This window comes from Halorhabdus rudnickae, assembly GCF_900880625.1.
Lineage (GTDB): Archaea > Halobacteriota > Halobacteria > Halobacteriales > Haloarculaceae > Halorhabdus > Halorhabdus rudnickae.
The window spans coordinates 1,087,783-1,111,513 of the sequence record NZ_CAAHFB010000001.1; the positions used below are offsets into that span (position 1 = coordinate 1,087,783).

Annotated in this window: 21 protein-coding genes and 1 pseudogene; 13 read left to right on the forward strand and 9 right to left on the reverse strand. The window is 62.3% G+C overall.

Going from position 1 to position 23,731, the window contains the following annotated elements:
- Positions 1 to 41: 41 nt before the first annotated feature.
- The 5 genes and pseudogenes from BN2694_RS05380 (at position 42) to BN2694_RS05405 (ending at position 8,714) form a co-directional block, all read left to right on the forward strand.
- The gene (locus BN2694_RS05380) at positions 42 to 4,436 is read left to right on the forward strand and encodes a hypothetical protein (RefSeq protein WP_135663340.1); all 4,395 of its coding nucleotides are present in this window, start codon (positions 42 to 44) and stop codon (positions 4,434 to 4,436) included.
- An 87-nt stretch (positions 4,437 to 4,523) separates the two neighbouring features.
- A complete protein-coding gene (locus BN2694_RS05385) occupies positions 4,524 to 6,494 on the forward strand; it encodes a HEAT repeat domain-containing protein (protein ID WP_135663342.1) in 1,971 nt (656 codons plus the stop codon).
- A gap of 307 nt (positions 6,495 to 6,801) precedes the next feature.
- Positions 6,802 to 7,465: pseudogene (locus tag BN2694_RS05395) on the forward strand (transposase); the annotation flags it as partial.
- Between the two features lie 249 nt (positions 7,466 to 7,714).
- Positions 7,715 to 8,167 carry a Mut7-C RNAse domain-containing protein gene (locus tag BN2694_RS05400; RefSeq protein ID WP_135663346.1) on the forward strand — a complete coding sequence of 151 codons (453 nt, stop codon included), beginning with the start codon at positions 7,715 to 7,717 and terminating at the stop codon, positions 8,165 to 8,167.
- 55 nt (positions 8,168 to 8,222) lie between these two features.
- Entirely contained in the window at positions 8,223 to 8,714 is a 492-nt protein-coding gene (locus BN2694_RS05405; protein ID WP_135663348.1) for a DUF5797 family protein, read from the forward strand.
- Between the two features lie 21 nt (positions 8,715 to 8,735).
- On the opposite strand, the gene BN2694_RS05410 is transcribed toward BN2694_RS05405, so the two are convergent.
- Both BN2694_RS05410 and BN2694_RS05415 read right to left on the reverse strand, forming a co-directional pair.
- Positions 8,736 to 9,776 (reverse strand): DUF5787 family protein, encoded by a 1,041-nt coding sequence (locus BN2694_RS05410; protein WP_135663350.1) that lies wholly within the window; start codon positions 9,774 to 9,776, stop codon positions 8,736 to 8,738.
- A gap of 569 nt (positions 9,777 to 10,345) precedes the next feature.
- Positions 10,346 to 10,768, reverse strand: a complete 423-nt coding sequence (locus BN2694_RS05415; protein WP_135663352.1) for a bis(5'-nucleosyl)-tetraphosphatase — start codon at positions 10,766 to 10,768, stop codon at positions 10,346 to 10,348.
- Positions 10,769 to 10,926: 158 nt separating this feature from the next.
- Here BN2694_RS05415 and BN2694_RS05420 point away from each other — a divergent pair, with 158 nt between their 5' ends.
- Both BN2694_RS05420 and BN2694_RS05425 read left to right on the forward strand, forming a co-directional pair.
- The gene (locus BN2694_RS05420; RefSeq protein ID WP_135663354.1) at positions 10,927 to 11,253 is read left to right on the forward strand and encodes an uS10/mL48 family ribosomal protein; all 327 of its coding nucleotides are present in this window, start codon (positions 10,927 to 10,929) and stop codon (positions 11,251 to 11,253) included.
- Positions 11,254 to 11,325: 72 nt separating this feature from the next.
- Positions 11,326 to 12,603: an amidohydrolase gene (locus tag BN2694_RS05425; RefSeq protein WP_135663356.1), complete on the forward strand. Its 1,278-nt coding sequence runs from the start codon at positions 11,326 to 11,328 to the stop codon at positions 12,601 to 12,603.
- A 19-nt stretch (positions 12,604 to 12,622) separates the two neighbouring features.
- Here BN2694_RS05425 and BN2694_RS05430 read toward each other — a convergent pair whose 3' ends face one another.
- Together BN2694_RS05430 and BN2694_RS05435 are read right to left on the reverse strand one after the other, a co-directional pair.
- Positions 12,623 to 13,093, reverse strand: a complete 471-nt coding sequence (locus BN2694_RS05430; protein ID WP_135663358.1) for a type IV pilin — start codon at positions 13,091 to 13,093, stop codon at positions 12,623 to 12,625.
- A gap of 149 nt (positions 13,094 to 13,242) precedes the next feature.
- Positions 13,243 to 14,607: a geranylgeranyl reductase family protein gene (locus tag BN2694_RS05435; RefSeq protein WP_135663360.1), complete on the reverse strand. Its 1,365-nt coding sequence runs from the start codon at positions 14,605 to 14,607 to the stop codon at positions 13,243 to 13,245.
- Between the two features lie 237 nt (positions 14,608 to 14,844).
- On the opposite strand from BN2694_RS05435, the gene BN2694_RS05440 reads away from it, so the two are divergent.
- Together BN2694_RS05440 and BN2694_RS05445 are read left to right on the forward strand one after the other, a co-directional pair.
- Positions 14,845 to 16,188, forward strand: a complete 1,344-nt coding sequence (locus BN2694_RS05440) for a hypothetical protein (RefSeq protein WP_135663362.1) — start codon at positions 14,845 to 14,847, stop codon at positions 16,186 to 16,188.
- Positions 16,189 to 16,349: 161 nt separating this feature from the next.
- Positions 16,350 to 16,688 carry a 2Fe-2S iron-sulfur cluster-binding protein gene (locus BN2694_RS05445; RefSeq protein WP_135663364.1) on the forward strand — a complete coding sequence of 113 codons (339 nt, stop codon included), beginning with the start codon at positions 16,350 to 16,352 and terminating at the stop codon, positions 16,686 to 16,688.
- A 35-nt stretch (positions 16,689 to 16,723) separates the two neighbouring features.
- On the opposite strand, the gene BN2694_RS05450 is transcribed toward BN2694_RS05445, so the two are convergent.
- A complete protein-coding gene (locus BN2694_RS05450; RefSeq protein WP_135663366.1) occupies positions 16,724 to 18,121 on the reverse strand; it encodes an FAD-dependent oxidoreductase in 1,398 nt (465 codons plus the stop codon).
- A 205-nt stretch (positions 18,122 to 18,326) separates the two neighbouring features.
- Between BN2694_RS05450 and BN2694_RS05455 the strand changes: the two genes are divergently transcribed.
- From BN2694_RS05455 to BN2694_RS17595, 4 genes are all read left to right on the forward strand, one after another.
- Positions 18,327 to 18,905, forward strand: coding sequence for a DUF7110 family protein (locus BN2694_RS05455; RefSeq protein ID WP_135663368.1), 579 nt, complete (start codon positions 18,327 to 18,329; stop codon positions 18,903 to 18,905).
- Between the two features lie 71 nt (positions 18,906 to 18,976).
- Positions 18,977 to 19,954, forward strand: coding sequence for a phosphoadenosine phosphosulfate reductase family protein (locus BN2694_RS05460; protein ID WP_135663370.1), 978 nt, complete (start codon positions 18,977 to 18,979; stop codon positions 19,952 to 19,954).
- A 262-nt stretch (positions 19,955 to 20,216) separates the two neighbouring features.
- Positions 20,217 to 20,465 (forward strand): hypothetical protein, encoded by a 249-nt coding sequence (locus tag BN2694_RS17590; protein ID WP_244605433.1) that lies wholly within the window; start codon positions 20,217 to 20,219, stop codon positions 20,463 to 20,465.
- On the forward strand, positions 20,456 to 20,767 hold the full coding sequence (locus BN2694_RS17595; protein WP_244605419.1) for a divalent metal cation transporter: 312 nt from the start codon (positions 20,456 to 20,458) through the stop codon (positions 20,765 to 20,767). Before BN2694_RS17590 ends, BN2694_RS17595 begins: the two co-directional genes overlap by 10 nt.
- A gap of 125 nt (positions 20,768 to 20,892) precedes the next feature.
- On the opposite strand, the gene BN2694_RS05470 is transcribed toward BN2694_RS17595, so the two are convergent.
- From BN2694_RS05470 to BN2694_RS05485, 4 genes are read right to left on the reverse strand one after another with little or no spacing between them, the layout of a single operon-like run.
- A complete protein-coding gene (locus BN2694_RS05470) occupies positions 20,893 to 21,180 on the reverse strand; it encodes a transcriptional regulator (protein WP_135663372.1) in 288 nt (95 codons plus the stop codon).
- Positions 21,181 to 21,182: 2 nt separating this feature from the next.
- Positions 21,183 to 21,812 (reverse strand): hypothetical protein, encoded by a 630-nt coding sequence (locus BN2694_RS05475; RefSeq protein WP_135663374.1) that lies wholly within the window; start codon positions 21,810 to 21,812, stop codon positions 21,183 to 21,185.
- A gap of 7 nt (positions 21,813 to 21,819) precedes the next feature.
- On the reverse strand, positions 21,820 to 22,656 hold the full coding sequence (locus BN2694_RS05480; protein ID WP_135663376.1) for an ABC transporter permease: 837 nt from the start codon (positions 22,654 to 22,656) through the stop codon (positions 21,820 to 21,822).
- Complete coding sequence (locus BN2694_RS05485) at positions 22,653 to 23,618, reverse strand: ABC transporter ATP-binding protein (protein WP_135663378.1); 966 nt, start codon at positions 23,616 to 23,618, stop codon at positions 22,653 to 22,655. Before BN2694_RS05485 ends, BN2694_RS05480 begins: the two co-directional genes overlap by 4 nt.
- Positions 23,619 to 23,731: the final 113 nt, after the last annotated feature.

Sequence of the window (23,731 nt, forward strand, 5' to 3'; positions counted from 1 at the left end):
CTCTCAGACGAGTCGTCAACAGAGTCGGTTGCAGTACACTCATGGATACCACGATCCAAGAAGTCAGACCTGACGAACTGGCAGCCACCATCGAGCTGGGCGAGGTGACCCTCGTTCTCGGTGCACCCGGTATCGGAATGTCACAGCAGTTACGGCCACTGGGGCAGTCCGTCGAGCGACTGCCCGAGACGGACGTTGCTGACGACGGGGAACTCCTAATCGTCGAGGACTTCGTCTCAGCAGCGTTCGCCCTCGACGACGAGCCCCTCTCGACCTACAGTTACGAGTACGGGCAGAAATCGCTGTTTTCCAGATCGGGTGGCGCAGTACTCGTCACCCACCCCCGGAGTTTCGACTGGCTCTGCCGGAGTGATCCGGGAGTGTCAGGGGGGTTCATCGAGACTGTCGATAGGGTGGTGGTGGTTCGAACGCCGCCGACTGCTGCCGGGACAGCAATCGACGAGGTTCGACAGCGTCTCTCAGGTGGAACGCACGGGTTGGATGACGACGAGCGAGCCGCCGTCCTGGAACGAGCCAGGTATCCACCCTACTACTTCACCACCCCGGAGCTGCAAGAGCACTTGGGATGGTACGACGGGACAGTCACGCCGGAAGCGTTTCTCCCCCTCTCGAAACACGACACGTCGGCAGTACTCTTGCCTGGGGACGTCAGACGAGTGTTCGAGGGGTGTGAGATCACGAGCGGTCCCTTCGATAGCGAGTTCGCGGATGCCATCACACGACTCCTTCCGAGAGGGGGTCTCCCCAGCCGAATCCCGAACAAGCGGTCACCAGCGGCTCTGGCTGCGGTCGCGCTCGTCGCGGTTGGAATCGCCGAGGACGGGGACTGGCTCGATTCCATCGCTCGAAATCGGACACTTGCACCGACTGCTGAGGCACTGGAACGTGCCCTGGATCTCCCGCCTGGAACAGTCGACCATCTCCAGGTCTTCGCCGGGGAGTCGATGCGAGCACGGATTCGCGAGCGTCTCGCGGCCGACGACGAGGAACCGATCCTCGACGTGTCTCGTGAGGCACTCGACGACGCAGTGGATGCGCTCCAGTCGGAGAGGCGGTCGCTCGAAACCGTCTCCACGGACCCTGAAGCGTATGGGTCCTCGCCACTCGTCGATGCCTGGCACTGGGACGGGCCGGAGACACTGCATGAGGCTGCTGCCGAGCGTGAGCTCCCGGGCACGATTCAGGAAGCAGACGAGACCGACGAAGAGGGGCTAGACTGGCGGTCGTTCGTCGACGGAGAGGACGGCTGCGATGGCGACGACCTCCTCGATGCGCTCGATGGCGGACTGGTCGTCCTCGGTGGCCCGAAATCGAGCGGAAAACGACAGGTCGCTGCTACACTCGCTTCGGAACTCGAAGACTGGGGAACGACCGTCAAGCTCCCCGATCTGAGAAACCCCGACCAGATTCGGACGGGGATCGAAGCGACACCGAACACGGTCGTCGTCGCGACGTACGGAGCCCAACCAGCGAAGATACTCGGCGACGAGGGCGTCCGAGCACTCCCCGAGTGGGTCGGGGACGGAAGTTGTGCCGGCGCACTGCTCATCTGTGACGACACCAACCGCGAGCGCCTCGACGAGGTCGCTGAACGGGTTGGCTGTGATGAGCTTCCAGCCTGGACCGACCGCGTCGAGTTCTCGGTCGCGGATCCGAGCGTCGATACTGAGCGTGACCCGGCAGCCGTTGCGCAGGAGCTACTGGATGCGATCGGCTGGAACACGGTACAGTTCCCATCTCGTCGGAACCTCGACGTCGAGTCGGTCGCCGACCAGAGCACCCTAGCAGCCATTGCGGGTGTTCCGGATCACGCACTCGGTGGGGCGTTCGTGGGGCGTGTTCTCGCCGAGGTCGTCGACATCGTCTCGAGGACACACGGGCCGGACGCAGCACAGCAGTGGCTCTCGTTCGTCGACGATCTCGTGGCGGACGTGGGTCGGAATCGGCGCTCCGATACGGAGGGGGCACTCCAGTACCGGGGCGAAGTCTACGAGACCGCAATCACAGCCGTTGCGTTGGCTAATCCGAGAACGGACGAGTGGGTCCACGCGGTCGCACTCGGTGTGTTAGAGGTCACGAACGAGGTATCGAACCCCCACGAGGAGAGCATCGGCGGGAATTTAGAGCCGTTTGCCACCGCGTTCTCGGGTGCGCTGGCGAGGCTCGCACAGCCGCCGGACGGATCGGTGGTAAACCACGGCGCAATCGGGTGTGTCGACGAAACGCTTCACGCGATGGTCGCGGACGACGGGTGGCGGTTTCCGCTCCACTTCGTCTACGGGAAGGCCGTCGGCCGGATCGTCCGACGGGCGGAGAATCCAGCGGCAGCGAACGGCGGTCTCTCGACGATCGTCTCACTCGTTCGCCAGTACGCCTCGAGCCCCAGCGATCATTTTACGACGGTCGTACTCGCCAAGAGCTTTGGGTCCATGCTTGGGGCCGTCGCGGCCGTCGACTGTTCGCCCGAGGCGATGGCTGCCTGGGTGGCCGATATCCAGTCTCGTGCCAGCGACGCGGTCACTATCATTACCGAACAGGACGCCGGACCAGCGATGCTCGAAGCGTTCTACGTCACCGCTGTCGGCCAGTGGGTGTTCGAACACGAGTGTTCGGACGACCGGATCGGTCCCTGGCTCGATGCCGTCGGGCTCAGCATGGCAAACACAGCGGCAGTGTCGAGACGCGACGTGGCTCCCGAGGCGTTCGTGACGGACGCCTACGGGGGTGCGGTTCGAACCGTCGTCCAGACGGGCGACCTCGACCGCGCCGAGCAGTTGTTTGCGAGGTGTCACCGCCTCGTCGACGCCATCGCAGACGCCGGCCACTTCGAGGCTGAACAGGAACTCCGGGCAGTGCTGCACGCCACGGCCCTCGCGGCCGTTGGTAACGTCGAACAGCAATACCCGGACCAGGTCAGTCAGTACCCATATGGCGTAGAATCGATCCCGTTCGACGACTCCCTGGGCTTCGAGGACTGGATGGCCCTCTACGACGAGTCAGTGACACGGGGTGGTGCCGCCACGGAGTCCACCCAGGAACGGACCCAGCATCTGACAGCCGTGTATCGCCGCGCCCTTTCGACAGCCGTTCAGGGATTCGAACCCGACTCGGCCGGTTCGGACGACAGCGTCGAGATGAACGGGATGGATGGGGCGGGCGAGTGGGGCCACTGGGACGAGTGGAACATGTTTGGCGATTTGGCCGAAGCTGACCCCAGTGTGACGCCACGCGAAGAGCACACGTGGTACACTGGCATCACGGACTGCATCGAAGCACGGGCGAGTTCGGCCGAATCGATCGAGGACCCGGTTCAGTTCCTCGCAGACGTCTACGGCGGCGCAGCTGCTCGCTGGGCGGCTGATGGCGCATCGAGTCGTACCCAGGAGTGGGTTACGGTGCTCGTCCAGTCGCTACGGACCAGTCGCGAGTCCATCGACGAGCCCGACAAGACAGCCTGGTTCGACGCGTTCGCGGCAGTCGACGCAGAGATTCTGACTGCAGTGCTGACTCGGTCTGACGTCGGCGAACGCACGCACGAGCGACTTGTCGAGGCGGTGCTGTCCCAGATCGAAACGGCTGCGACCGCGCCGGACAATCCACCACATCCAGTCGTGTACGTGGCCTCGGTGTTCGGTGGCGCACTCGGACACGCCGCCGGTGTCGAGTCCGAGGAGGTCCGCTTCTGTGTGATCGAGGTGCTGTCGGTTCTCGACGATGGGTTCTCCCTCGACTGGATCGATCTCGACCGAGCCGACATCTTCGAGCGGATCTTCGCCGAGGCGCTCGCGACGGTCGGTCGAACCCACACCGACACCCGGGTGACCGACGAGTGGTTCGAGATCGTGAGCGACAAAATCGAATCGACCGCCACGCGGGAAGCGCCGGACCGTCCGGAGGAATTCGTCGCCGACGTGTACGTTCGAGCCCTGTTCGAAGCAGTGCAGGACGATGCCGACGAGTGGCACCGACGACTCGATTCGGAGCTCCGTGAGTTCACGAGGGGGCCGTACGTGAACGACCCGGAAGCGTTCCTGGAAGGCCTCTACGCCGATGTGATCGTCGAGGGTGCAGAGAACCACGGCCCCTTGACACGGATCGAAGCGTGTATCGACGCCGTGAACGAGTCCGTTCAGGAGGCTATCGATGCTGATCTGCTCCGCGCCGATGGGGCCCACGAGCGAACGTTCTCGAAGGCACGGGACACGCTGTTGTCGGCCAACGTTCGGGAACGCGCGGACTACATTACGCGCCTCGATCAGGGACTCCAGGCCACAGACAACGGCGACATCTCCAGCGCCATTTTCGATGCAGAGGGTGTCGACGAGCCTGACGACCCCGCCGACAGGCCGGATTCGACAACTGACCGTGATACCGGTGGCTCCGGTGAGAACCCACCGAGACAGGAGGATCGGTGAGTTCGATGCTGTAACGAAAGGACTCCCCGACCGACAGCAGACGACAGCCCCGGTACGTAGATACCCAACCCGATTTCGGAATACAACATGACGAACGATACCTCAGACGACCCCGACGACGAAGCGCAACGAGCCAAGGAGCTCCGAGAAACAGTCGATCCCGCCACGGCGACGGACGACGAGATCGAGGCCCTGTGTGCGCTCATCGACGGCCACCACGGACGTTCGGACGCCCAGGAAGCCCTCTGGAAGATCGGGGCCCACCCCAACTGCACTCGACGCGTCGCAGAGGCCCTCCAACCGTACGTCGTCCACGAGACCAGACGGACACGGGAGGAGGCCCGCGACATGCTCATGTGGGTCGCACAGAATGACCTGGACGCGCTCGATACAACTGTCGAGTGGCTCGTGGAAAACCTCGACACCGAAGACGAGCACGTGCGAGAACCCTCTGTGACAGCGCTCGAGACACTCGCCGAGACCAAGTCCGTGCTGTTGCGCCCGCACATCGACGAGATCATCGACTGCCTCGAGGACGAGTCGCTGTGTGGCTATGCAATCACTCTGTTGGCGACGATCTCATACGACTACCCGATGGCGATCGCGCCTGCCAGACACGACCTGCTCGCACTGACCGAAGACGAGACGGTCGAGGAAAGTCCGTTGTCAGCGCCACTCGTCCAGATCGCGCTCGTCTGTCCCGATATCGTCGATCCCGTCGTCGAGGGCCTGCGAGACCGGCTTACCGAGCAGGCGGGACCACAGCAGATCGGCACTGCGGTCGCACTCGCAAACGTCGCTATCGCCTATCCTGACCAACTCTCGGTCGTCGTCGAAGAGCTGCTGAGACGTGTTGAAACGGAGACGGGAGATCGGTTTCGCAACCTGCCCCGTGGGGAGATACTCAACACTGTCGGGCGGATCGGTGCCGCACATCCCGATGCGGTCGTTCCCGAACTGGACCGTATCACCCCACACCTCGAAAGCGACGATCACCGTCTCCGAGCAGGTGCCGTGAAAGCCCTTGGCGACATCGCGACCGTCCGGCCTGCTGCTGTCCGACCAAGCGTCGACGACCTGGTGACGCTGGTAGACGACAATAACGAGTCCGTGCGCAACGCCGCCGTGACGGAACTCGGGAAGATTGCAGCAGCGGACCCTGCGGTCGCACCGCGCGTCGTTACGGCGTTGGACGACCGCTTCGACAGTACCGCGGACACCACAGACCCAATCCTCGCGGCGGTGGATGAGAGATATTCCGACGACGAGGTCGATATGTCTGGGATCATCGATGCGTACAAGCGAATCGGTGCCGCCCATCCCGAGGCACTCGACCCTGCCATTGAAGACCTCCGGACCTGCCTCAACGACGAGGCACTCTCGTGTGACGCCGCCGAAGCACTCGGCGAGATCGGTGCCAGCCGTTCAGCCACAGTTCGGCCAGCCGTTGAGGACCTTCGGGAGTTTCTCGACGACGGCTCGCTCCACAATCGGAGCGCCGCCGCAATCGCACTTGGGAAGATCGGGGCCGACGACTCCGAGGTTGCCGCGCTCATCCGAGACGATCTTCAGACGCTTGTCGAGGACAGACAACGGTACGTGCGCGAGGCGGCAGCCGAAGCACTCGGAACGATTGCAGCAGCCGACACGGAACTACCGACGACGGTCAGTGATAGCCTGTGGCCACTCGTGGACGACGAGGATCGCGGCGTTCGAGTGGCAGCCCTCGAATCCCTCGGGAAGATCGGCGCGTCGGATCCCAACATAGACCCACACTGGTTCGAGGAGTTGCAGGCCGACCTCGGTGATGTCGACGCTGAACTGCGGGAAGAGACTGCTGAAGCCCTCGGGCGGGTCGGCGCTTCCCACGCCGAACTTGCCGCCCCAGCCGCCGATGTCCTCCAGTCCCGCCTCGACTGTGACGACGAATATATTGACGTGAAGGCATCGATTGCCGAAGCGGTGCGGACGATCAAGCGATCCCACTCCGATGTCGTCACACGCTCCGAGACGGAACTCCAGCGGTACATCGATGCGGTGCCTCCCCTTCACGAGTAGCCCCTGGGATACGACGACGGATGGCGACTCGAACCCACCGCTTCGGTCGTTGGTCCGCCGGTCACTGTGGACGACTCTCGACCGTGGTCGAGATCAGCGGTCGTCCTCGTGGACGAGTACACTGTCGTCTTCGAGGGAGACGTACTCGCCTGCGTCGGGGCCAACGAGAACGACTCCGAAGAACGACCAGCGTCGACTGTACGCCCGGTGAGATCGAGGGCGACAACAGATGATCCTCCTTGCTTGGTCAGGAATCTGTGTGGCTGTTGGGCCACTTGCCGTCGTCAGGACCGATCAAAACTGGTCCGTATCAGTACTTCACGAGATACATGGAATTGTCGCCAACCTCTCGACCTAGCGGTGGCTGATCTGTCCGATTTCACGACTGTGTTACGCCCAAGCAAGATCTCGAAATGCGGATCTGGCGCGTCTTGCTACGGCTGTCGGCGGAGTTGCACGATCTTGGCGATGTGCAAGCTATCGACGCAACCGGCATGGCTCAGCCACCAGTCAACACTACGCCAAACGCACGAATCACACGTTCGAGGCGGTGAAAACGACGCTTCTCAATGGTTGCAAAACTGGCAAACTCTAGATATACATTGCTCGATGAAACAACTGCACGATTCGAAGATCGGCTGGCAAACGGTCAAACGCAATCTCGACAGGCTGAACATTCTCACCGCCGACAAAGGCCACGACTGGTGGCCACTTCGCCAAAGACCACGGTCTGAAGGCGTCAAACCGGCGGTCAAGCCCCGCGAATTCGGCTGGCACGGCATCGCCAATGATCTTCTGCAAGATGATTCGATCTACCATCAACGCTCGAACGCCGAGTCCACGTTTTCGCCCTTCGCCGCAAATACGGCAAGATCGTTCGAGCTCAAACGTGGTTCGGACAGTTCCGCGAACTCGTCCTGAAATGCGCTGTCAGAAACATCGAACTCAGCCTCAGCCACGCAACACCATGAAAACTACGCGTCTAAACAAGGCCAAATGAGTCGTTTCAACCGGGTCAAACTGATGGCAACTCGGCAAGAACCATCTTGAAGATCCCTTGACGATATAATAGCAAGTATAAGTATATTTGACACTAATGGTAAAATTAATTACTTTTTATCAGCCGCCATCAAAGCAGTACCGGCGACGAGCACGGACATCAGGTGTGACAGATGGAAGAGTCGCTTTTGATGACGGATCACGTAGCGATGTGACGAGCCATGAGATCCGAGCGATTCCTTCTCGACGCCATGCTTGGTAAGCTTGCGACGTACCTGCGGATGTGTGGCTACGACGCGGCCTACGCGCTGGACCGTGGCATCGAAGCGGACGATCGACTTATCGCGATCGCGCAGGCGGAGAGTCGGACGGTGGTCACACGCGACCGATCGCTCGCCGCGAGCGCGCCAGACAGCGCCCTCCTCGAGTCGCGTGACGTTCACGAGCAGTTACGAGAACTCGTCGACGCGGGAGTGGATCTGACGCCGGCCGGGACGCCGACCCGCTGTGGCCGTTGCAACGGCCACTTGGAAGCGACCCCAGTTGCCGGATCGACGCCAGCGTATGCCCCCGATCCGGACGAAGCAGACATCTGGCAGTGCGAGGACTGCGGGCAGTACTTCTGGAAAGGGAGCCACTGGGACGACGTGGCCCAGACCCTCTCGGAACTGTAAGGTGCCGTCGACCGAAGACAGAAGGCTGTAATACCGCCCTGCCGAATCACCGTCGATGACGCTCTCCGAGGACGCCCTCGAGCGGCTGGCGGACGTCGTCGCCCTGCAGCCGACGAAGAACGCCGAGTTACAGGACCGATGGGGGATGGAAAACGGCAGCGAGGTCCACACGTATCTGGAGTCCGAACTCGGGGAATACTACTACCGCAACGAGGACAGCCTGATCTGTGCGACGCCGGAAGCCGCCCAGCTGGTCGAAGACGAGGGGTTGATCGAGGGGGCTGCCGGCGACGGAGTCGTCCACGTCCCTGAACTCCAGGCGGCCGTCCTAGAAGTCATCGCCGGACCCGAAGGAAATCCTCAGAGCGTGGTTAGCGTCCTGCAGGACCTCCGGCAGGACGGACACGATCCTGACGTCGATGCGGTCCGAAGCGCGCTCGGAAACTTGACCGACAAAGGGTTGCTCGAACGCGTTCGGACGACAGTCCCGACGTTCAGGCTGGCAGTCGAACGCGACGAACTCGACGTGTCTGTCCTCGAAGAGTGAGGTCCCGGGCCGCCGCGAGAGTCACTCCAGTCCGGGCCGGTGACGCCGTCGGCGCCGGTCGAGAACGCGTTCGATATCTTTTCCAGGGCCGCCTGAGAGCGGCCACCCTTTCGACCGCCAGGCCGGCGGTTCGGGCTCGAACTGCGAACAGGAGCCACGGCACTCCGAGCTCGTCTGCTGGCACTCTTTCGCCCGACAGTACGGCACCGGGCCGGTTGTCGTCCACCGGGTGTCGAAGTACCGGCAGTCCGAACGCATCGTGTCGACGTACTTTCGCCAGCCCCGTGCGTATGCCCGCTCGGCGATCTCCAGGCGCTTGTGGCCTTTCCATTCGGGATCGGCGTACTCGAAGCGAGCCGCCGAAGCGTCGTGATCGCCCCCGACCGGCCGTTCGAGAATACGCGTACCGGGCGTCGTTGGATCCAATGTCCGGGGATGCCAGGCCACCTCAGCATCACCGGCCCGGGGATCGACAACGAGAATGCCGGCCTCGACAGGCAGGTTTTCGAGCAACGCAGGTTCGACCCGCTCGCCGGTCGCGGCCGTCGCCACCCACACCTCGTCGGCCAGCCCCATCGCGACGTCCCGTTCGATCTGGGGAGCGAGGCGCCTGGCAGCACTGGCATCGAGATCGGGCTTGTTCTCGATAGCGACGATCCGCTCGACCCAGTCCGGATAGGCGTATTTTCGGCGGATCTCGATCCGACCCTCGTACTTGCGCGTCTCCAGAATACCCCGGTCTGTGGCCCGATGGATCGCCTCACGGACGTACCGCCAGGGATAGCCGGGATCGGGGAGTACGTCGCGATAGAACGCCCATTCGGCGGGTGCGTGTGGGAGTACGTCCAGCAGATCGGAATCGATCGCTTGCTCGCCGAACTCGGCCCGCTGTCGGAGGCCGTCAGGGTCGCATTCGATGACGATCGTGTCCCACCGACGGCGTTTGGTGCCGAACTGGCGGGCGACGATCACCGGCCGCTGGCGGTCGCGGCCGGGCGGCCAGACGCGCTCGGCCCACTGACAGATCCGCAACTCGAAGTCGAATTCCGCGTCGATCGCCACACGCGTGCAATGGACCGAGTAGACAAAACCGTACCGTCGCTGTTTTGTAGTGTGCCAGTCACACCCCCCACATGTCCCCGACAGATCGAATTCCCCTCCACAGAGAGCTACGCTCGATCAAGCGGTGGCTCGTCGTCGTTGCGATCTTGGTGGCTGGCGTTCTCGTGAGTACGCAATCGAACCTGAGCTCAGGGCGGGGAGTGCTGTTCACCCCGCTTGTGATAGTCACGTACGGGACGGTTATCGGCGGCCCGCTATACCTCGTCGTGTCACTGTTCCGGGATTCAAGTGCTACTGAAAGGGACCAGCCCTCAGTCGAGGACCAATAATCGTCGAGCCCCAGGCGCCGATTCGGTGGCCAGCTCGCCGTCCCACTCGAGACGGGCATACTGACAGTCTGGACCCTGCTCGATTGCAGTGGTAGGGGCCCACTCAACGAGAGCAAAGCGTGGCAGTGGTTTTGACGGCGCCGTCTTCTTCGGTGCCATCGTCTCGGCGGTCAAACCTGTTCGAAAGCCGTTGCTATCGTCTCGTGACACCGATCAGTGACGCTCCCGCCGCGGCACAGTTCAGACGTCTTTCTCGTCGATGAAGTCGTGGGCCTCCTCGAAGATTTCGCGGGGTCCGTCCTGGGTGATGGTGTTTTTCGCCTGTTCGTAGTCACGCCACTGGTGGTCGTGGTGTTCCTTCGAGAGTTCGGCACTGGCCTCGAAGGACTTCGCGATGAACAGGTGGACGGTCTTGTGGATGGTCTCACCGTTCGCCTCGAACACGTAGTCGTACTCCTCACGGAAGCCGTCGATGAGCCGGAAATCGCTGATTCCGGCCTCCTCTTTCACTTCGCGGATGGCAGTTTGCTGGAGTTCCTCCTCGCCCTCGACGCCCCCCTTGGGGAACTCCCAGTCCCCCGGTCGGCTCTTGAGCAGCAGGTACTCTCGCTGGCCACGCGTATCGCGAAAGAGGATGGCTCCCGCGCTCGTGGCCTCAATCATTACTGACGGCTAGACCGGGAGACCTTAAGAGCATATCGGAGCGCGGAACCGAGCGACGCGAAGCGACCACTCCGCGATCGGCACCGTTGTCGGTCGGCAAGGACTAAGACGATCGAAAGGGTGGCTTTTTGGGCGTCGACCGTCCATCACCTGACGGTATGCCGTTCGTGACGACGTTGACGGTCGAGAGTGGGGATCGCCACCTGCTGGAGGACGTGGTGACCGAGATCAAGGAAACGGCCGCCCGCAAGGGTGTCGAACTAAAGGGCCCCCATCCCCAGTCCCCCGAGGACATCACCATCCCCCAGTCTCGGGGGTTGAGCGCAGATGGGAACCAGTTCGATCCCTGGCGACACACTGTCTTCACCCGCACGATCGAGATCGTCGGCCACGACGAGTTCGCCCGTGACGTGACCGAGTGGGAGTTCCCCGACCGCGTCCACCTCGAGGCGTCCGTCGAACAGCGTCGTGGCGCTGGTCGCTGACGGAGCCGTCGGCCCTGGTTTTGCAATCCCACCACGAGCGGTTTTACATAGCCCCGACTGTTCCGGGGAGACATGACCGAAACGCCGGAGCACCTCATCTCGTTGCGACGAGACCTGCACCGCCATCCGGAGCCGGCCTGGCGGGAGTTCTATACGACCGCCCGGATCCTCGAGGAACTCGACCGAATCGGCGTCGACGACGTCTTCGTCGGCCCAGACGCCCTCGCGAGCGATGCCCGGGCCGGCGTCCCCGACGCGGACGAACTCGGCCGGTGGCGAGAGCGCGCCAGCGAGGCCGGTGTCGACGAGCAGACTCTCGACCGGCTCGAAGGGGGTCAGACAGGCGCAATTGCGGTCCTGCGGCGCGGAGAGGGACCAACCGTCGCCCTCCGGGTGGACATCGACGCCCTCCCACGGACCGAGTCTACCGACCCGGACCATCACCCAGTCGCCGAGGAGTTCCGTGCTGAGTACGACGACGCGATGCACGCCTGTGGCCACGACGGTCACGCGACCATCGGTGTCGGCGTCCTCGAAGCGATCGCTGACAGCGACTTCGAGGGGACACTGAAAGTAATCTTTCAACCTGCCGAGGAGGTGATCGGCGGCGGGCGGGCGATCGCCGAAAGCGGGCACCTCGATGACGTCGACACCCTGATGGCGATCCACCTCGGACTCGGGCATCCCACCGGGGAAGTCGTCGCCGGAGTCGAAGGAATCCTGGCTGTCTCGAACCTTCGGGCGGAATTCGAGGGCGAGTCCGCCCACGCTGGTGGGCACCCCGATCGCGGTCGAAACGCCGTCCAAGCGATGGCGACGGCCGTCCAGAACCTCTACGCAATCCCGCGCCACGGCGAGGGAATGACGCGAGTCAACGCCGGGAATGTCGGTGGTGGTTCGGCCTCGAACGTCATCCCGGAATCAGCGTATATCGACGGTGAAGTCCGCGGGGAGACGACACGCCTGATGGAGTATATGCGTGACCGAGCCGAGACGGTCATCGAATCAGCCGCGGAGATGCACGACTGCGAGGTAGCCATCGAGAGGACGGGCCAAGCCCCCAGCGCAGACCCGGATCCATCACTCCGGGAACTGATCTACGAGGTCACCAGCGGGATCTCGGGCGTCGACTCCCGACTCCGGAGGGCAGAACTCGGGGGAAGCGAGGACGCGACGTATCTCATGCGTCGCGTCCAGCAGCGGGGCGGCGAGGCGACGTTCGTCGGCATCGGGACGGACCACCCGGGCGGCCATCACACCGCGACGTTCGACATTGACGAGGCGTCGATCGGGATCGGCGTCGCGGCGCTGCGCGAGGCGATTCTGACGATCGCCGATCGGGACGAGTGACTCCCCAGACGACTCGAAGTCAGGCGTCCGGCCCGTCCCACTCGTAGAGCGTAACGGTCCGTCCCTGAGAGTTCTCCGTGACGATCGTTATCGATGCTCCGGTGAAGTCCACTGATGTCCCGAAATCACTATTGTTTATTCTTATCGTCGTCGCTGCCGTCATCGTGTCGTCGGGCGAGAGGGAGGGGTCGAGGGCCGCGAGTTGATACTCGCCGTCGACACTCGACGGTGAGGCCCCCTCGATAACGACGAGCGTCTTTTCGACCGGGACTGCGTTGCCACCGTTGTGGCGGAGTTGCGTCTCGTTGCCACCATCTTCGAGTGTGATCTGTAGATCGACCGCCGTAACGAGATCGCGATCGGGCATCTCCATCTCCATGACGAACGCGCCGACGGTCGCTGCCAGCAACACAGTGATCGCGATCATCAAGATCACACCGATGAGTGGTGCGACCGCCGAATTGTTCCGCTGAAACTGCTCTCTGTCCATTGTCTTTCCCCTGTGTATCGAGCCGCCGCGACGGGCACCACCGCGAGTGCCGAGCCCCACTCTACACTGTCTATGTGTAACTATACCGTGAGACGAGTTAACTATTGGGGCCGTGAGTGATGCACACAGGATGAGTCCCGATCGGGGCGTCAGTACTTCGGCTCGGCACCAGTCGTCTCGTAGACACGCTGTAAGATCTCGTCACGGCGGGCCTGCCAGTCTGCGAAGGCCCCCGGCGAGTCGGGATAGGCCTCGTAGTGATCCATGAGGTCGTCGGCGTGGTTTTTCGTCCGATAGAGATCCAGTATCGTTCCCCAGTGGCCGACGCTTTTCAGTGCCATCTTTACCTTCAGGGGCCAGGAGAGGTCGGCCGAGCCCGAGTAAAGTGCCTCCGAGAGCTTGCTCACCGGGAGGCGCGCAAGCAACCCCATCAGGTCGTCGATGTCGTAGGCCGTACTGAAGATGTTGTAGACGTCGAGGGCGGCGTACCGCGACCCGAAGTGGTCCATCACTCGTTCGTTGTACCGCCAGAGTGCGTCCTCGGAGAGATCACCGTCCGCGATTGCCTCGACCGCCTGTTCGCCAGCGTACTTGCCTGCGTAGGCGGCCCCGGCGATTCCCCCGCCAGTAGTGGGATTGACGTGACCGGCGGCGTCGCCGACGGCCATCAATCCGGGGGCAACCGCCGAGTCGTACGGGCGGCGAGTCGGGAGTGCGGCACCGAGTTTGTCCTCGACGGTCGCACCCTGGAACTCCTCGCGATCCCGAATATCTCGTTTCAGGGCGTCGACTAACTCCATCGGTTCCTCGTTCATCTGAAAGCCCAGACCGACGTTTATCTCCGTCTCGGTGCGAGGGAAGTACCAGAGGTATCCCGCCGAGCGCTCGGTCGGTTTGAACACGAGTGCATCGTTCCACTCGACAGGTTCCTCAACCTCGACGATCTCCCGGTAAGCCGAACAGAACTGCGAGTAGGTGACGTTCGTGTCGAATGTCGCCGCCTCGAGGTCGGCCTCGTCCTGAAGGATCGATAGCGCGCCGGCGGCGTCGATGACGATCGATGCCTCGTAGGCCACCGGTTCCCCGTTCCGGATCGCTTCGAGGCCTTCGACCGTCCCGTTCTGGAGAACGTCCTGGACGACCGTATCGAAGTGGAACTCGACGCCTGCATCTGCTGCCCCGTCGATGAGTCGACGGCCGTACTCCCAGCGGTCGATGACCGCGAGTTCGCCGGGGATCGGGATGTTGACAACGGTGTCCTCCGCGGGAATCTCGAAGCGCCCGTGATCGACATCCGTGTTCGTGAAGGCGGGTTCAATCTGTGATCGGGGGATCGCCTCCGGGAAGTGACCCGCTCCCTTCAGGGCGTCGCCACAGGCGATGTGTCCCGCTTCCTCCTCGGACTTGCGCTCGAGGATCGCCACGTCCAGACCCTCGTTGGCGATCGTCGCCGCTGCGTAACAACCGGCAGTTCCGGCTCCCGCGACGACGACGTCGTACGCTTCAGTGGTCATGCAACCGGGTCAACGCCGAGGCAGGTTAATTCTTTGCGCTCCGGCGTCGAGCAGGGCCACCGATCGATTAGTCGGCTATCAATTTGTTCCGTCGGTGAACAGCGACAGGTGCCGCTGTGAGAAACGAAATCACTCGAACACGTAAACAGAGACGCACCACTGCCGTTCCCAGCCAGACGTATGGAAGCGGAACAACCATGGATTTTATTTACTCCTATATCATCTTTTGATCGTAACATGAAGCGGTCACGAAGAGCCGTCATCCGTTCGGTGTCTGTGTTGCCACTCGCAGGGCTTGCCGGGTGTGGGGTCCTCAACAGCGAACAGACAGAGACAGACCAGCCCAGCCAGGAACAAACGCAAGCGTCAGCCGAAACCGAACCGGAGACCCAACAAGAAACAACGGAAGGCGAACCACAACTCCAGTACCCCGGGCTCGCGGACCGGACGGGGAACATCCTCAAAGAGATCGAGTGGTTCGGGACTACCTATTTCAACGCCATCTCCCAGTACAAGAACCTCTCACAGCGCCTCTACGATACGACGGAGTATCTTCGACGTCGACCGGAACTGTCCGAGTCGGATCTGAAACGGTTGGAGTCGACCGCCGGGGAGTTCGTGACCCTACTCGAAGACAGGTTGGCGCCACACTTCGAGAACTCGGAGGACTTCACGGCGACAGCAGACATCGTCTTCAAGGTCAAAGACACCGTTTCGACGATCCGTCAATTCTCCGAACGGGGAGACACGGACCGCGTCAAGAGCGAACTCACGAGCTTGCGGGTCTATATCGACAACGTCAAACGCACCGAGGCGATCAACAAACGGTTCTCCGAACGGCCGATCCACGAGCCGTTGCTTGCGTACGCGACATCTTCGAAATACAGCAAATCTGATCCGTATACGTTCATCATCGCCCATCCAGAGACCGAGTACGTTGCCCCAGTCCGATCACGCAAACGACACGATGCGACACTGGCCTATTTGCAGTTCAATACGCGCCTCGATCGCCGGAAGTACATCAGTGACTTGGAGAACATTTTCGGCGGCGTGTCCGTCGAAAAAGACCGGACAGGGCGGGGATTCCTCGCTGCCCACCCACGGAAGGCCGATCAACCGACGCGGCTGATCGACATCCAGCGGTTCGCGAGCGCGGAGGCCGCCGAGCAAGCCAGAGGAACAATCCTCGACGGCCCGGTGTCGAGTGAGGGGATGGACGAACTCGGTGCCTACGAGTGGGAGCAAATCCACTACTTCCAAGAGCTCGAAGTCCTCGATCCCCACAGCGGCTACGTCGTGTTCCGTGAGGGCGATGGGATGACGTTCAACCACAATGGTGACGTCATCCGCGAAGACAGCGGCGAACTCGGTAAGCCTGTCGAGGAGTACAGCCGCGACCTCATCGGGGATATCATCTACGCCTACACCAAGCGCGTCGGGCCATACCTGGTCACGATCGCTCCGTCGATGACCGCCTGGGAAGAGCGGGACCGACTCGACCGGAAGCCCCTGGAACCGTTAAAGAAGATCTGGTTCTGGGAATCGCTGTCCGAATCGGAATCGAAAACGGAATCAGGGTAGCCAGAAGGAAGGCCTCTGCCCCACAGCTGTTCCTGCGGGATCGTTTGGAGGCGGCGTATCCGCGCTCACACCGAACAAGGGGAAGGGGGCGTAGCGAGTCTCCCTGATGAGAGCCTGACGACTGATAAAGAGTTTTGGTGGGGTCATCCATATCCCATCCCATGAGCACGTACACCGTGGAGTTTGTGGGTACGGGCGAAACCGTGCAAGTCGAGGACACCGAGACCATTCTGAGCCGGTGTCTCGACGAAGGCATCGCCCAAGAGTACTCCTGTCGAGTCGGGATGTGTCTCGCCTGTAGCGCGGAGATCATCGAAGGCGAGGTGACTCAGCCGGCTGCGCGAGGCCTGACCGAGCAGGAAATGGAGAATTACGCGTTGACCTGTATGGCTCGCCCGCAGTCAGATCTCAAACTCGACCGCGGGAAGTACCCGCCGAGCATCGAGAGCGAGATCGAAGCCGACGCGAGTACCGGCGACGGAGCCGCGGCCGACGACTGACGAGTCGTTCGTCGCTGCCAGCAAAAGCTGAGCCCTCACTCGAGTTCTGCTGCCGCGTCGCTGAGGAGGCCGTCGATGATCTCGGGTGTCGTCGGGTGGTATGCCCGGTCGGGAATCTCCCGGACGTCCAGTTCCATTTCGACAGCCAGTTGCATCGTCTTAGCCATCACGTCGGCGTGATAGTGCAACCCCTGATAGCCGAGCACGGTACCGTCCGTCCCGACAACGAGTCGCGCGAGGCCATCGCCGACGTTCTTGGTCTTGAAGACACCGTCGCTCGAGGCCGCCCGCGTGGCGGTGACGAACTCCAGGTCGGCGGCCTCGGCCGACTCCACGGAGTGTCCGACGCGGGCAAAGGGCAGGACGCCGAGTCCTGAGAAGATGACGTGATGGTGGACGTTATCGTACTCCTCGAGGGGGTCGCCCCCGCGGTGACGACGGACGTTCTCGGCGGCGGTGAATCCCTCTTCTTTGGCAACGTGAAGGATCGGTTCCCTGCCGTTGACGTCGCCCACGACGAACACTCGGTCATCACCGGCGGCCTGCATCGTGTCAGACACCCAGCCCTCGCCCGGCGACAGCGACGTGTTTCCGATCCCGAGTCGATCGAGCGCCGGTTCGCGGCCGGTGAACGCGAACAGTTCCTCGGCCTCGAGCGTGCGCGTCTCGCCACCGACATCGACTGTCATCCGGACGCCGTCGGCTGACTGCTCGACGTGCTTTCCTTCGGCGTCGATCAGGACATCGACATCGAAGTGTTCGCGGTAATAGGAGAGCAATTCCTCGCCGAACGGGGCGTCTGCTTCGTCGAGTACGTCGGGCAGTGCCTCGACGACGGTAAGATCCATATCGGCGGCTTCCGCCAGGTACGGGACGAGTTCCAGCCCGATGTACCCCAGCCCCAGCGCAATACCGGAGTCGCCGAAGTCGGTGCGATCGAGGACGTCCGCACTCGTCTGGACGGGGACGTCTTCGATTCCGGGGATCGGCGGGATCGCCACGTTTGACCCCGTCGCGATCACGACGTAGTCGGGTTCGAGCCGTCGGCCGTCGACTTCGAGCACTCGGTCGTCGACGAACCGTGCGGTGTCGTGGATGAATTCCACGTTTTCGCGGTCGGCCAGTTCGGCGATCGAATCACGTCGGTGTGCTGCCCAGTCCGAGGTGTGTCCGTTCTTGCGCTCGACGACGGCTTCGAGATCGACATCGTGTGCGTCCCCACGGAGTCGCGGGTCGTGTCTCGCGGCGAAGCGATGCTCGGCCGCCGAGAGAACCTCCTTCGATGGCATACAACCCCGAAGGATACAGAGGCCGCCGCCCGGATCGCCGTCGTCGATCAGCGTCAATTCGACGTCCGGATCGTCAGCCAGTTCGCCCGCCACAGCCGAGCCGGCGCTGCCATACGCGCCGACGATAGCTACGTGTGTGCTCATACGTGAGGACAGATCGGCGCGAAGAAAACCGTTTGGACCGGCAGTTCGGGCGAGACCCAAGCCAGGACGGTCGACGACGGCCGCATTGAACAAATATCGAACGGAGCCGAAAGGGCAGGCCCTATATGCCCTGGGCACGTACGTTTCAGTGATCACTGGTGTCACTCGATCGTCGCGCGAGATGGCCCCGCCCCCTGTTCCAACCATGACGAGCCGCGTATACAGACTCCACTCGACACTCGAACTGCCACTCGAAGACGTCCACGATCACTTTGAAGACCCCAATTTGCCCCCGGAGATCGAGGACGTCGAGATCACGCGACGGAACAACACGCTGATCCTGAGTGCCGTCGCCACGGACGGCTCGATTAGTAAGTACACGCCGACGGCCCAGCTAAAGGCCAGCGTGACCGAAAACCGCGTCTACGAAGAAGAGCCCGAACCGCCACACGCCGGAGGTGGCGGCCAGTGGGGCGCGCTGACAGAAGAGGAAGAAGAAGAAATCGAGTCCGAACTGGTCGAGTACGCCTGCTTCAAGGGCGACCGCGAAACGGTTCTTCAGAACACGACCCTGCAGTTCCCGATGTTCGAGGTCCTCTGTGACGTCGCCGAGATCGCCGAGAAGGGGACACTCACCGCGATCGTCTCGATCGATGAGGAACTGCAGGCCGTTCGGATCGTCGACGGCGAGCACACGCCGGCCTCGATCAACGTCACCGAGGACCCGGCCGAGGACCGCGGCGAGGACACTGTCGACTGGCGGGACAACGAGTTCATCCGCTGAGTCGATCCCGACGTTTCTGTCCGGAGAGTCCGAAAGACTCAATTGCCTTCTAATTATATCTCATTACACTCATGACGAGTGCAACGGAGTTCCCCGAGTACCTCGGCGTCGAGTATACCGACGGCGAGGGCGAGGAGCCGGAGGATTACCCGAGCATCGAACACAAGATCGAAAAGGCAATCGAGGTCACGAAAGCGGGCCTCGAACAGTACGATAATCCCGTGGTCATGTGGACCGGCGGAAAGGACTCGACGCTCACCCTCTACTTCGTCAAAGAGGTCGCAGACCGCTTTGACCTGGAAGTCCCGCCGGTCGTGTTCATCGACCACTACCAGCACTTCGACGAACTGATTGACTTCGTCAAGCATTGGGCCGAGGAATGGGACCTCGAAGTTATCTGGGCCCGGAACACCGACGTCGGCGACTACGTCGACGAGAACGGGTTGGAACCCGGCGACGACATCCCAGTCGAGGCGCTCAGCGATCACAACCAGCACCACATCCGGAACATCCTCGAGTACGAGGAGGACACGTTCCCGTTCCTGCTGGACACCTACGTCGGCAATCACCTGCTGAAGACCGTCGCCCTGAACGACGCCATCGAGGAGTACAACGTCGACGGCATTCTGTCGGGTGTGCGCTGGGACGAGCAGGAGGCCCGTGCCGCCGAGACGTTCTTCAGCCCGCGTCACGATCCCGACATCTACCCACCGCACGACCGGATCCAGCCGATCCTTCAGTTCGCCGAACCGGACGTCTGGGAGACCTTCTGGCACTTCGTGGTCCCGGACACGGTCGCGGAGTTCCCCGAGGAGGGCTACGTTCCGCAGGGCCAAGACGACCTGCCCGACGGCATCGAGAAGGAAGATGTCCCGGTCTCCCCGAAGTACTTCGCTGGCTTCCGGTCGCTCGGAAGTCAGATCAGCACCGACAAGTCCGCCGAAGAACCCGCCTGGCTACAGGACATGGCCAATACGACCGAACGCGCCGGCCGGGCCCAGGACAAAGAAGACCTGATGGAACGGCTGCGCGATCTGGGCTACATGTAAGACGAATTGAGTGAACGTGGTGGTTGTGGACCCACCAGCCGCCGTGGATCGTTATCCTCGACCGTCACTTTCGTTTTTGTCGTGCCTGCGACTGTCGGCTGTCACCGACGCCCGCCGTGTACGGAACGGTATCGAACAGCCCTCGGCCACGGCGGTCGGTGCCGGACATGTGCCGCCGATCCCGGACACGAACACGCTGTAGGTCGCCACGGAATCCTCGGCGCGACCGTGATGTCCCACTCCGTGTATCTTGACCCGTATCATGCAGGATCGGCGCGTCCGTCTCATCGCGGAATCGAGCGACACCGAGGCGGCCTACCGGAAACATTACCACTACGAAACGACCGATACCGTGCTCGCGTTGTTCGGCGTAATGTTCGTCAACGCCGCGATTCTCGCTGTCGTGGCCGGGGCACTCACCGGCACAGGCATCGAGACCCGCAACGAAGCGTACGCACCCTCGACGGCGTCTTTGGCGGACACGCCAGTTTCGCCTTCGGCATCGCGATGATCGCCGCCGGGCTCTCGTCGTCGATCGTGGCGACGATGGCAGACCAGCCCGTCATGGACGGCTTTCTAGACGTGAATATCAACGTCTGGATCCAGCGGTCGGTCACGCTCGTCCCAAGCCTCGCCGTGGTCTTCGCCGGATTCGAGCAAGGTTCCCTCGTCGTCAGCCAGGTCGCTCTCTCGTTCGAATTTCCCGTTGTCCTGATCCCCCGCGTCTACTTCACGCGCGAAGAAGGCCTCATGGGCGCGTGTGTCAACCACTCATGGGCGCGTGTGTCAACCGACGCTCCACGGCAAGCGTGATGAGCGTCATCGTCGGAACGATTTCCGTACTGAACGTCTAGCTCCTCTACAGTACGATATTCGACTAATCCGGGTGTGGGACTCGACTTGCTCCGGTCCTTGCGAGGGGGCAGTGAGGACGACGGTCACTCCTCGAGGCTTTCTATCAGCGCCTCAAGCGTCCCGACGTGCTCCTCGAACTTTTCACGGCCGTGATCGGTCAGCTCGTAGGTCGTCTGTGGTTTGTTCTCGACGAACTGTTTCTCGACATCGACGCAGTCGGCATCCTCGAGTCTGTTCATGTGACTGGCGAGGTTTCCCTCGGTCACGTCCAGTTCCTCAGTGATGTCCGAGAAGCTCGACTCGCCGTGTCGGTAGAGATAGGCAAACAGTTGGAGCCGCGTCGGCTGATGGACGAGTTTGTCGAAGTCCATGGTCACCGTGTCAGGTAGACGTAGGCCAGGACGGCATACAGGGCGAACAGGGCGCCGAAGATGCCAAGGCCGAGGTATCGCAGGACGTCGACGTACGGGAGCATCGACGCGAAGACGAGCGTCCAGGCCCCGCCGACGTAGAAGACCAGCCGGTCGCGTCGGCGGACGCGATAAGCCGACAGGACGACACCCGAAAGCAACAACGCGAGCCCGAGGACAGCGAGTACAATCCCGAAGTATAGCAGCGCCCGGTCGAGCCCGCCGACCTGCCCGGCGACCTCACCTGGGACACTGGAGACGGCGACGAGGAACACACCCAGCGACCCGAAGAGGGCGCGCCAGCTTGGCGCGGTCTCTGGGGCGTCCGTCTTGGGGAGTCTCGCGGCCATCAGCCACAACGTCAGGACGGCCACGATGACGAATCCACCCCAGATGACGACGTATGCCGTCGCGGAAATGCTCTCGTGAAAGAAAAACGTCACCTGGACGGCGATCGCGACAGTGCCGACGAGGATGCCCGCGAGCAACCACAGCCGCGCTCGCCCCGGATATCGCTCGGTGAGTCCCATCGCGCCCCTGATATCGTCGAGTTGTCGCTGAAGATCCGCCGGATTCACGTCGGTATCACTCATGGAGCGGTCACCCCAGTTCTGCACCCCGGAAGCGCCAGTATCCGACCGCCAGGGGGCCGACAGTCCACGCCAGCAAGAGCACGACGCTGAACCAGGGCTCGAGATAGAACGGCTGCGATGGCGCCTGCGCGGGGAGTTGAGGGTAGGCGGCCGGGTCAAAGATGAGATACATCGTGTTCAGATATGATCCCGCAGGAGTGAGGTTGAACACGAAAGAGTAGAACTCATCGGCCAGTCCGATCCCCAGGGTTTCCTCGAAGAGGAACCGCAACGCGGCGACCAGCGAGAAGTCCCCAAAGACGATGAGCACGTCCGTGAGAACGTAGAAGCTAGCTGCACCGGCGATCGCCCGCGACCGAGTACGGGTCGCCGCCGAGATGGCGATCGACGGGCCGACGTATGCGCCGACGAACACGATAGAGAGGACGACGAAGGCGCCAGAGACGCCCAATTCAAGACTGGGGTACATGACGGCAACGATACCGCCTCCAACGAGAAACGCGACGAGTAGCGATCCCAGGATAAGGAGTCCACGCGAGAGAAACTTCCCGGCCACGACAGCCGCCCGCGACGTCGGCTGACTCAGCAAGAACGCGACCGTATTGGATTCGCGCTCGCCCGCCACTGCCAGGTAACTGGCCGCGATCGCCACCGGCGGAAGCAACAGCGTCGTCATGAAAAACTGGTTGAACACCGCCTGGCGGACGTCTGGTGCGGCGGCTGTCCCCTCTGCGTAGAGGACCAGTGCAGTGAACGCCACGTACATGCCCATGACGCCCCACAGGAGTTTCGACCGACGGATGTCCCGGAAGTCGTTCCGTGCGATGGTCAGTGTCTGGTTCATGCTGGTACCTCCGGTGATGGCTCTGGAGGTTCGTCCGTCTCGTCGCCCCGGGGCGTGCCCGTTTGCCCGTTTGCGTACCGGTCGAATAATGCCTCTAGCGACGCCGGTTCGGAGATGACGTCTTCGATCTCCGCGACGCGATCCACCCGGCGGATGACGTCGATCTTCGCACTCGCATCGGTGACGAGTACCGAGAGCGTGCTGTCTTCGACGCTTGAGGACGCGACCCCGGCCATCTCGCTGAGGTCAAGCCCGGGAGGCATCTCCTCGACACGGATCGAAAGCGGGGAGTGAGTCTCAGTACCGTCGCGGAGTTCGTCTATCGTCCCCTCGGCGACCAGACCCCCATCGACGAGGATCCCGATTCGATCACAGACAGCCTCGACCTCCGAAAGGATGTGACTGGAGAAAAATACCGTCGTCCCGTCGGCGGCTTCCTCCCGGGTTAACTTCCGTAACTCCCCCATTCCCTGGGGATCGAGTCCGGACGACGGCTCGTCGAGGATCAACAGATCGGGATCGCCGACCAGTGCGCAAGCAAGCGCGAGACGTTGCTCCATGCCTGTCGAGAACTCGCCGGCTGTACGATCCCAGGCAGCCTCCTCGAGGCCCACTCTGTCCAGAAGGGCGTCCGGGTCGACAGTTACGTCCTTGAGATCCGCTGCGTAGCTGACGTGCTCGCGGGCGGTAAGTCGCTCGTACGGCGAGAACGCCTCCGGAAGGACGCCGATCCGGCGACGAATCGCCCGAGACTCGCTGACGATGTCGTGACCGAGCACCGACGCCGACCCAGCCGACGGATCGAGGAACCCCAACAGGAGGTTGATCGTCGTCGACTTGCCAGCACCGTTCGGGCCGAGGAACCCGTAGACCGCTCCGGACTCGACAGTCAGATCGAGTCCGTCGAGCGCCCGCACGTCGCCGAAGTCCTTTGTCAGATCGTCGATCTGGATGGCAGTCATCCGCGGATACCCCCGATCGGATGACAGTTCGCGTCTCGGAACGATACGACTCGGCTCTCGCAACGGGCTGTACTACGGAGACTCGTGGAGGGGGCCGCCACGGCAGCAGAGTA

What these genes read in the sequence shown, in the direction of transcription:
- BN2694_RS05380 (WP_135663340.1), top strand. Translation starts at nt 42, where the DNA reads ATGGATACCACGATCCAAGAAGTCAGACCTGACGAACTGGCAGCCACC.
- BN2694_RS05385 (WP_135663342.1), top strand. Translation starts at nt 4,524, where the DNA reads ATGACGAACGATACCTCAGACGACCCCGACGACGAAGCGCAACGAGCC.
- BN2694_RS05400 (WP_135663346.1), top strand. Translation starts at nt 7,715, where the DNA reads ATGAGATCCGAGCGATTCCTTCTCGACGCCATGCTTGGTAAGCTTGCG.
- BN2694_RS05405 (WP_135663348.1), top strand. Translation starts at nt 8,223, where the DNA reads ATGACGCTCTCCGAGGACGCCCTCGAGCGGCTGGCGGACGTCGTCGCC.
- BN2694_RS05415 (WP_135663352.1), bottom strand. Translation starts at nt 10,768, where the DNA reads ATGATTGAGGCCACGAGCGCGGGAGCCATCCTCTTTCGCGATACGCGT.
- BN2694_RS05420 (WP_135663354.1), top strand. Translation starts at nt 10,927, where the DNA reads ATGCCGTTCGTGACGACGTTGACGGTCGAGAGTGGGGATCGCCACCTG.
- BN2694_RS05425 (WP_135663356.1), top strand. Translation starts at nt 11,326, where the DNA reads ATGACCGAAACGCCGGAGCACCTCATCTCGTTGCGACGAGACCTGCAC.
- BN2694_RS05430 (WP_135663358.1), bottom strand. Translation starts at nt 13,093, where the DNA reads ATGGACAGAGAGCAGTTTCAGCGGAACAATTCGGCGGTCGCACCACTC.
- BN2694_RS05435 (WP_135663360.1), bottom strand. Translation starts at nt 14,607, where the DNA reads ATGACCACTGAAGCGTACGACGTCGTCGTCGCGGGAGCCGGAACTGCC.
- BN2694_RS05440 (WP_135663362.1), top strand. Translation starts at nt 14,845, where the DNA reads ATGAAGCGGTCACGAAGAGCCGTCATCCGTTCGGTGTCTGTGTTGCCA.
- BN2694_RS05445 (WP_135663364.1), top strand. Translation starts at nt 16,350, where the DNA reads ATGAGCACGTACACCGTGGAGTTTGTGGGTACGGGCGAAACCGTGCAA.
- BN2694_RS05450 (WP_135663366.1), bottom strand. Translation starts at nt 18,121, where the DNA reads ATGAGCACACACGTAGCTATCGTCGGCGCGTATGGCAGCGCCGGCTCG.
- BN2694_RS05455 (WP_135663368.1), top strand. Translation starts at nt 18,327, where the DNA reads ATGACGAGCCGCGTATACAGACTCCACTCGACACTCGAACTGCCACTC.
- BN2694_RS05460 (WP_135663370.1), top strand. Translation starts at nt 18,977, where the DNA reads ATGACGAGTGCAACGGAGTTCCCCGAGTACCTCGGCGTCGAGTATACC.
- BN2694_RS17590 (WP_244605433.1), top strand. Translation starts at nt 20,217, where the DNA reads ATGCAGGATCGGCGCGTCCGTCTCATCGCGGAATCGAGCGACACCGAG.
- BN2694_RS05470 (WP_135663372.1), bottom strand. Translation starts at nt 21,180, where the DNA reads ATGGACTTCGACAAACTCGTCCATCAGCCGACGCGGCTCCAACTGTTT.
- BN2694_RS05475 (WP_135663374.1), bottom strand. Translation starts at nt 21,812, where the DNA reads ATGAGTGATACCGACGTGAATCCGGCGGATCTTCAGCGACAACTCGAC.
- BN2694_RS05480 (WP_135663376.1), bottom strand. Translation starts at nt 22,656, where the DNA reads ATGAACCAGACACTGACCATCGCACGGAACGACTTCCGGGACATCCGT.
- BN2694_RS05485 (WP_135663378.1), bottom strand. Translation starts at nt 23,618, where the DNA reads ATGACTGCCATCCAGATCGACGATCTGACAAAGGACTTCGGCGACGTG.